The sequence below is a fragment of the Heliobacterium mobile genome (assembly GCF_009720735.1).
GTDB lineage: Bacteria > Bacillota > Desulfitobacteriia > Heliobacteriales > Heliobacteriaceae > Heliobacterium > Heliobacterium mobile.
Genome location: NZ_WNKU01000102.1, coordinates 1 through 973 on the forward strand (window position 1 = coordinate 1; position 973 = coordinate 973).

The 973-nt window shown below is 52.0% G+C and carries 1 rRNA gene; it reads left to right on the plus strand.

From position 1 onward, the window contains the following. Positions 1 to 289: 289 nt before the first annotated feature. Positions 290 to 973: ribosomal RNA gene (locus GJ688_RS19880) — 23S ribosomal RNA — on the plus strand; the annotation flags it as partial.

Genomic DNA, 973 nt, shown 5'->3' on the forward strand with positions numbered 1-973 from the left:
AACTGTTTGATTTTGAGGGACTGGAGAAACTTACCGGTTGAAAAGCTCAACTGAGTGTAGTAAACTCTGAATTCCGGTGATGAACCGGACGGACCTCAGATTGTTCCTTGAAAACTGCACAGAGGTAAAGTAAAGCGCAAATAATGATGATCAAGCATCAAGCTTTCATACTCAACGGTGATGTCTTATTGCAGTATCGACACCATAGTCTTTTGACGAAGTGTCTCACTGCAATTATGATTCACCACGGTAAGTAAGATAGACGAAGCGATCATTCATTAGAAAATAAGGTCAAGTTAGTAAGGGCATACGGTGGATGCCTAGGCGCTGAGAGGCGAAGAAGGGCGCGGACAGCTGCGAAAAGCTACGGAGAGCCGCAAGCAGGCGTAGACCCGTAGATACCCGAATGGGGCAACCCGTCCGGAGTCATATCCGGACATCGCTGACTGAATCCATAGGTCAGCGAAGCCAACCCGGGGAACTGAAACATCTAAGTACCCGGAGGAAAAGAAATCAAGCGAGATTCCCCCAGTAGCGGCGAGCGAACGGGGAAAAGCCTAAACCGTCTCTTCGGAGGCGGGGTTGCGGGACCTTCATTATGAACGAATCATCCTAGTCGAAGCGGTCTGGAAAGGCCCGGCACAGCAGGTAACACCCCTGTAGGCGAAAGGACGAGCCATTCCGAAGGGATCCCAAGTACCGCGGGGCACGTGAAATCCCGTGGGAATCCGGGGGGACCACCCTCCAAGGCTAAATACTCCTCAGCGACCGATAGTGAACCAGTACCGTGAGGGAAAGGTGAAAAGCACCCCGGAAGGGGAGTGAAATAGAACCTGAACCCGTATGCTTACAAGCAGTCGGAGCCATTCGTGGTGACGGCGTGCCTTTTGTAGAATGAACCGGCGAGTTGCGGTCACGAGCAAGGTTAAGGCTTGAAGCCGAAGCCGAAGCGAAAGCGAGTCTGAATAGGGCG